Here is a 5719-nt window from a genome sequence, read left to right as displayed (position 1 = left end):
CGACTGGTCAAAATGTACCTGATGATCTTAAAGAGTTATCTGAGGGCGAACTTGTTAGTCTTATATTAGGAGAGGATACAATATGCTAGACCAAGCGCAAAGGCTTAGACAAATGGCAGTGAAAAATGGTGATAAGGAGATCCCTAGTAAGCCAAGAATTATAACTGTTACATCGGGTAAAGGTGGAGTAGGTAAAAGTAATATAGTAGTGAATTTATCTATAGCACTTCAAAAAATGGGCAAGAAAGTTATGATTTTTGATGCAGATATAGGAATGGGAAATGATGATATTATAATGGGATGCACTTCTAGGTATAATGTATTCGATGTTATAAGCAAAGGAAAAGAAATTGAAGAGGTTGTTTTAACTGGACCTTTTGGGGTGAAGCTTCTCCCAGGTGGTTCAGCCCTTACAAAAGTTGAGGATCTCACAGAAGGTCAAAGAAATATATTTTTAAGTAAGCTTGCAGCTTTAACAGGACTTGATTATATAATAATGGATACAGGGGCGGGTGTAAATAAAAGTGTTTTAGGATTTATTGCTTGTTGTGAGGATTTAGTAATAGTAACAACGCCAGAACCTACCTCGCTAACAGATGCATATAGCCTGCTTAAGGCTGTAAAACATTTTAATATTAAAAATTCTGCGAAAGTTATAGTAAATAGGTCCCTCGATAATAATGAAGCCAATTTGACCTTTAATAAATTTAATAATGCTGTTACTAAATTTCTTGATATGAAACTAGAATATTTAGGTAAGATCGGTGAAGATAAGAAATTAGCATATGCAGTTAGAGCGCAACAACCTGTAATTGTAAGTTATCCGAATTCTGAAGCGGCAAAGGATATAAATTCAATTGCAATTAAAATTGAAGGAATAGTGGACACGTCAAGTGGCATAGGAATAGAGGGCCTATTTAAGAAGATTTTCAGCATTTTTTCATAAGGGGTTGAGATAATGACTATAGTTGAGTTTAAATTAAATAAGAAATTGGAAATATTAGTTGATGAAAAATATTTTAATAGCAATATACAGGATGTAACAGAAGAATATATAGCAATTAGTATTCCTACAAACTCTGGTGAGTATATTCCATTGTCAAAGGGAACTGTGATAGATGTGATTTATTGTGAAGGGGAAAATTTTTATAAATTTCAATCTACAGTTATAGGACGTAAATTTGAAAATATACCCATTTTGCTTATATCAAAACCCAAGGAAATTAAAAAGATCCAGAGAAGAAAATATGTAAGAATACCACTAATAGGCACCGTTAAATATAAAAATCTTAAGAATGAGCCAAAAACTAAGCCTAGCACAGTGGAAAATAGTGAATATTTACAGGCTATACTGGTGGATTTAAGTGGTGGTGGCTTGAGGGTTAAAGTGTCAGAAGAAATAGTGCTTAATGATTCTCTTTTGGTATCCTTAACTGTTAATAAGGAAGATATATTTATTGTAGGACAAGTGATGAGAATTGTAAAAGATGATGACGGTAGAAATGTTTGCGGATTAAGCTTTGAATTCCTAGATAATATAACTCGCGAACGAATTATTAAATATATCTTTCAACTTATGAGAGAACAGATGAAAAAAATTTAGGGAGGCGTCATATGTCTGTAGCTAAAGAAGTCGATGTACGTGAGCAAATTGTGAAAAAACATATACCTTTAGTTAAATATATTGCTTCTAGAGTAATAATTGGAAAAACTAAATATGTTGAATATGAAGATTTAATTAGTTATGGAATGCTCGGACTTATGGATGCACTTGGAAAATACGATTCCACTAAAGGCATGAAGTTTTCAAGTTATGCATCAATAAGAATAAAAGGTGCTATGATTGATGAACTTAGGCGGAACAGCCCTATTTCTAAAGGTGCTATGGATAAGCTAAGTAGATACAATGAAGCTATTGAACGGCTACAGAAACGTCTCTACAGGGAACCAACTAATCATGAAATTGCAAGTGAACTCGGCATTACTTTTAAAGAGGTATCTGAAATTGAGAATAATATAAATTATATATCGGTAGTGTCCCTTGAGGATCTGATATTCTCTGACGATGATGACATGCCTCTTAGTGGTACAATAAAAGATGACAAGAGTCCGAGTCCAGAAAAGACGCTAGAAGAAAAAGAGCAAATTGAATATTTAGCATTAGGTCTAGATAACTTAAAGGAAAAAGATAAAATGGTTTTAACGCTGTATTATTATGAAGGCCTTACATTAAAAGAAATAGGAAATATTTTGAACGTATCTGAATCAAGAGTTTGTCAACTTCATAGCAGAGCACTTATTAATTTAAGAAAAGCTCTAGTAAAACTAAATTATGAATTAGTATAAAATCATTGAATATGGAGTGAATTATATGCCAGGTTTATTAATTTTTATAGGATTAATTCTTATAATTTTAAATGTCATATCTATTAAAAAGCAGAATAACTCCTTTAATGGGGTACTAGGAAATGCTATAGAAAATACTCATGATTATGACATTAGATTAGGTGAAATTAGAAGAGAATGCTCTGAAAGTATTTCGGAACTTCAAAGTGAAATAATGTATATGAAAGAAATTATTGAAAAAAGCAATAGATTAAATAAAAATGAAGAGCAACAACTTAGTGGGGCATATTCAAAAGATGTTAACTATAAAAATGATAATGAGAAAATTTATGTTGGAAGTGATAATAAAATTATTATAGATGAACCTATTACTCGTACTAGTACGCGTAATAGTAATAGTAATAGTGAAAAAATTGAGGAAATAAAAAGGTTATTTAGTGAGGGTCTATCTACGACAGAGGTATCAGAAATATTGCATTTAGGTAAGGGGGAAGTGATATTAATAAAGGATTTATATATAAGATAAAGAAGTTAATAGACTTTCTAAGTGATAGAAAACTTCTTATAGGAATAGGTATAGGTATGATTATGTCTTCTATATTACTCAGTGGTGTTAAAATAAATTATGAAATGAGTAAAGGTAAGATTGAAATAAAAGCTAGAGGGTATGGTATGTATTACCCAGGTGAGATGCCAATTATTACGAAGGAGGAAGTGGTAAAATGATTAGAGGTCTTTATACAGCAGTCTCAGGACTTATAACTGGAGAAGCTAAACAAAGTGTAGTAACTAATAATTTAGCAAATGCGAATACAATAGGTTTTAAAAGTGAAAATCTTTCTATTAAAAAGTTTGATGATGTTCTAATACAAAACTACGATAAAATCGAAAATGGTCAAAATACTAGGAATACTATTGGTTCCCTTAGTATGGGAAGTAAAATTGATGATTTAAACACTTACTTTACTCAAGGGCTTGTTCAAACTACGGATAAACCAACAGATTTTGCCATTGAAGGAAAGGGTTTTTTTACAGTGCAAAGGGATAATGGTATTGATAATAAGAATTATTATACCAGAGGTGGTAATTTTCATGTGGATGGACAAGGGTATTTAGCTACAGATAGTGGAGACAAAGTGTTAGGCAAAAGTAAAGCAACGGGTCAAATTGAACCCATAAATGTTTCTGATGGAAAACTTCAAGTTGATAAATCTGGAAATATAACTATTAATGGTCAAAGTTTATATGAATTTAATACCGTGGACTTTCAAGATTATAAGAGTCTTAAAAAAATTGGCGATAATTTATTTGAGGGTGCAAATCCTATTGAAACTGCGAATATTACAGTAAGGCAAAACGCACTAGAACAATCTAATGTTAATACTGCAAGTGAAATGATAAATATGATGACGATTATGAGAAATTTTGAAAGTAACCAAAAGGTTATACAAGCTATAGATGAAACTTTAGGAAAAGCTGTTAATGAAGTAGGTACAGTAAGGTAAAATAATAAATTAAGGAGGTTAAGAGCTTATGTTAAGACTTTTATGGAATAGTCAAAGTTCTATGATAGCCCAACAGGAAAGATTGGATATTATATCAAATAATCTTGCTAATGTAAATACCAACGGGTATAAAAAGATAAATGCAAATTTTAAAGACCTTGTTTATGAGTCACTTGATAGAAAAGGATATCCAGTATCGGCGGATGTAAATGGTAAAACAATACTGCAAAATGGTACTGGTGTTAGACTAGGAGAATGGACAAGAGATAATATGCAAGGTGAGCTGATATCTACAGACGCTCCAACAGATTTAGCTATAGATGGTACAGGATATTTTGAAGTGGTTCTGTCAGATAGTAGTAAGGCGTATACAAGATCAGGTAATTTCACTACAGATGCAAATGGAACTATAGTTGACCAAAAGGGAAATAGATTAAGTATAATCGATGGACAGGGTAATAATATCAATAAAGTGGGAGGACCATTTGAATTTGATAAAAATAATTTTAATATAGATTCAAAAGGTATTGTAACTATAAAAGGGAGCAATGGAGATTCACCACTAGGGAAAGTAAAAATTTCAAATGTTATAGGTGATAATTCACTGATTGCTGCAGGTGACGGTTTATTTATAACAAAGCCTGGTTCAACGGTAAAAGATAGTACTGATTATTCTGTTATGCAGGGATTTTTAGAGCTATCAAATGTTGATATTGCTACAGAAATGTCGGAAATGCTTATGACCCAAAGAGCTTTTCAGCTTAGTTCTGCTACTTTAAAAACTGCTGATGAAATGTGGCAAATGGCTAATAACTTAAGCAGATAAATATATTATTTAAGCATCTTCAGAAAATGGTTTTAATTTAAGGAAACTTCTCATATATTATTAATAAAGCAGGTAACAATATGATATAGGAGTGGTGAAAATGGGGATAGGATATGTAAGTGGATGTTTACTTAGTATATTATTGTGGAAACTAGATCGGCAAGGGTTATTTAATTTTGTTAATATAAAGCTTACGAGAATAATTAAAAATGTATATGTGGTTCAATTTTTATATTTTTGCGTTGTAATTGCTATATATATAGGGCTTACTCTTATGGCAAAGATTTTTTTTATAGAAGGAAATGAAGTATACAATGCCATTACCGCTTTTATAATAGTAGATATAAGTAATACAGAGAGGAAAAATTTAAATCACTCTGAAAAAATGCATTTTTATGACACAATCTCCACTATATCTAAGGCACTTATATGTGGATTTATTGCACCACTATTCTATGTTTTAATATTAGGAAATGCAGTGGCTATTGTATTTACGCTACTCTATAATATAAGCAGGGATGAGAATTTGAACATAATAGGTATGTTGGTGTCTTTTGCTACCATAATTCCATCATTTATAGGGCAAGCATTTTTATATGTAATTTATGTTTTAAGAAACCAAAAGTTAAATATAAAATTTAAAGGGGATTACATTAATAATTTTATGAAAATACCTCTTCTAAATGTCGATATTTTAGCCGCTTATATAGAATCAGTTAATTTTTACTTCCATTATAATGGTAATAATATGCATTACCTAAAAAGTTATGGAGACTATAGTGGCAAGATTGATGATGCATGCATTAAGGACTATTTAGGTATAAGCTATTTTATATGTTTTATACTTTTTGCTGGGTTTGTAGTTTTACAATTAACAGGAATATCAAGATAAACAAAAATAAAAAGGGGCTGTCTCAAAATAGAAAGTAATTTCTAGAGCGAGATGGCTCTTTTTTTTTTCCAAATACAAAAGTGGATTCCGAGGAATCCACTTTTGGTGTATAATTATAATATGATTAATAAAAGAATTACACAAAAAGAT

Annotated in this window: 8 protein-coding genes; all 8 read left to right on the top strand. The window is 31.0% G+C overall.

The genetic code is table 11. The annotated features are described in order from the left end of the window. Window positions 1-82 precede the first annotated feature (82 nt). The 8 genes from JJE11_RS13410 to JJE11_RS13375 all read left to right on the top strand — a co-directional run bounded on the left by JJE11_RS13410 (window position 83) and on the right by JJE11_RS13375 (window position 5569). Window positions 83-946 (top strand): MinD/ParA family protein, encoded by an 864-nt coding sequence (locus JJE11_RS13410; protein ID WP_291636430.1) that lies wholly within the window; start codon window positions 83-85, stop codon window positions 944-946. A gap of 12 nt (window positions 947-958) precedes the next feature. After that, entirely contained in the window at window positions 959-1603 is a 645-nt protein-coding gene (locus JJE11_RS13405; protein ID WP_291636429.1) for a flagellar brake domain-containing protein, read from the top strand. Between the two features lie 11 nt (window positions 1604-1614). Beyond that, complete coding sequence (locus tag JJE11_RS13400; RefSeq protein WP_291636428.1) at window positions 1615-2346, top strand: FliA/WhiG family RNA polymerase sigma factor; 732 nt, start codon at window positions 1615-1617, stop codon at window positions 2344-2346. Between the two features lie 25 nt (window positions 2347-2371). Continuing rightward, window positions 2372-2872, top strand: coding sequence for a hypothetical protein (locus JJE11_RS13395; protein WP_291636427.1), 501 nt, complete (start codon window positions 2372-2374; stop codon window positions 2870-2872). A 62-nt stretch (window positions 2873-2934) separates the two neighbouring features. Beyond that, window positions 2935-3072, top strand: a complete 138-nt coding sequence (locus tag JJE11_RS13390; protein WP_291636426.1) for a hypothetical protein — start codon at window positions 2935-2937, stop codon at window positions 3070-3072. Beyond that, window positions 3069-3851, top strand: a complete 783-nt coding sequence (locus JJE11_RS13385) for a flagellar hook-basal body complex protein (protein WP_291636424.1) — start codon at window positions 3069-3071, stop codon at window positions 3849-3851. Before JJE11_RS13390 ends, JJE11_RS13385 begins: the two co-directional genes overlap by 4 nt. A gap of 28 nt (window positions 3852-3879) precedes the next feature. Then, complete coding sequence (locus JJE11_RS13380; protein WP_291636421.1) at window positions 3880-4677, top strand: flagellar hook-basal body complex protein; 798 nt, start codon at window positions 3880-3882, stop codon at window positions 4675-4677. Window positions 4678-4777: 100 nt separating this feature from the next. Beyond that, window positions 4778-5569, top strand: coding sequence for a hypothetical protein (locus JJE11_RS13375; protein ID WP_291636419.1), 792 nt, complete (start codon window positions 4778-4780; stop codon window positions 5567-5569). Window positions 5570-5719 lie beyond the last annotated feature (150 nt).

Source organism: Clostridium sp. (assembly GCF_016650095.1).
Lineage (GTDB): Bacteria > Bacillota > Clostridia > Clostridiales > Clostridiaceae > Clostridium_AD.
Note: the sequence above shows the minus strand (reverse complement) of the source record. Positions and strands in the feature narration are given on the sequence as shown.

Excerpts from the sequence above, each read along its gene's own strand:
- JJE11_RS13410 (WP_291636430.1), top strand. The coding sequence starts at position 83 with ATGCTAGACCAAGCGCAAAGGCTTAGACAAATGGCAGTGAAAAATGGT.
- JJE11_RS13405 (WP_291636429.1), top strand. The coding sequence starts at position 959 with ATGACTATAGTTGAGTTTAAATTAAATAAGAAATTGGAAATATTAGTT.
- JJE11_RS13400 (WP_291636428.1), top strand. The coding sequence starts at position 1,615 with ATGTCTGTAGCTAAAGAAGTCGATGTACGTGAGCAAATTGTGAAAAAA.
- JJE11_RS13395 (WP_291636427.1), top strand. The coding sequence starts at position 2,372 with ATGCCAGGTTTATTAATTTTTATAGGATTAATTCTTATAATTTTAAAT.
- JJE11_RS13390 (WP_291636426.1), top strand. The coding sequence starts at position 2,935 with ATGTCTTCTATATTACTCAGTGGTGTTAAAATAAATTATGAAATGAGT.
- JJE11_RS13385 (WP_291636424.1), top strand. The coding sequence starts at position 3,069 with ATGATTAGAGGTCTTTATACAGCAGTCTCAGGACTTATAACTGGAGAA.
- JJE11_RS13380 (WP_291636421.1), top strand. The coding sequence starts at position 3,880 with ATGTTAAGACTTTTATGGAATAGTCAAAGTTCTATGATAGCCCAACAG.
- JJE11_RS13375 (WP_291636419.1), top strand. The coding sequence starts at position 4,778 with ATGGGGATAGGATATGTAAGTGGATGTTTACTTAGTATATTATTGTGG.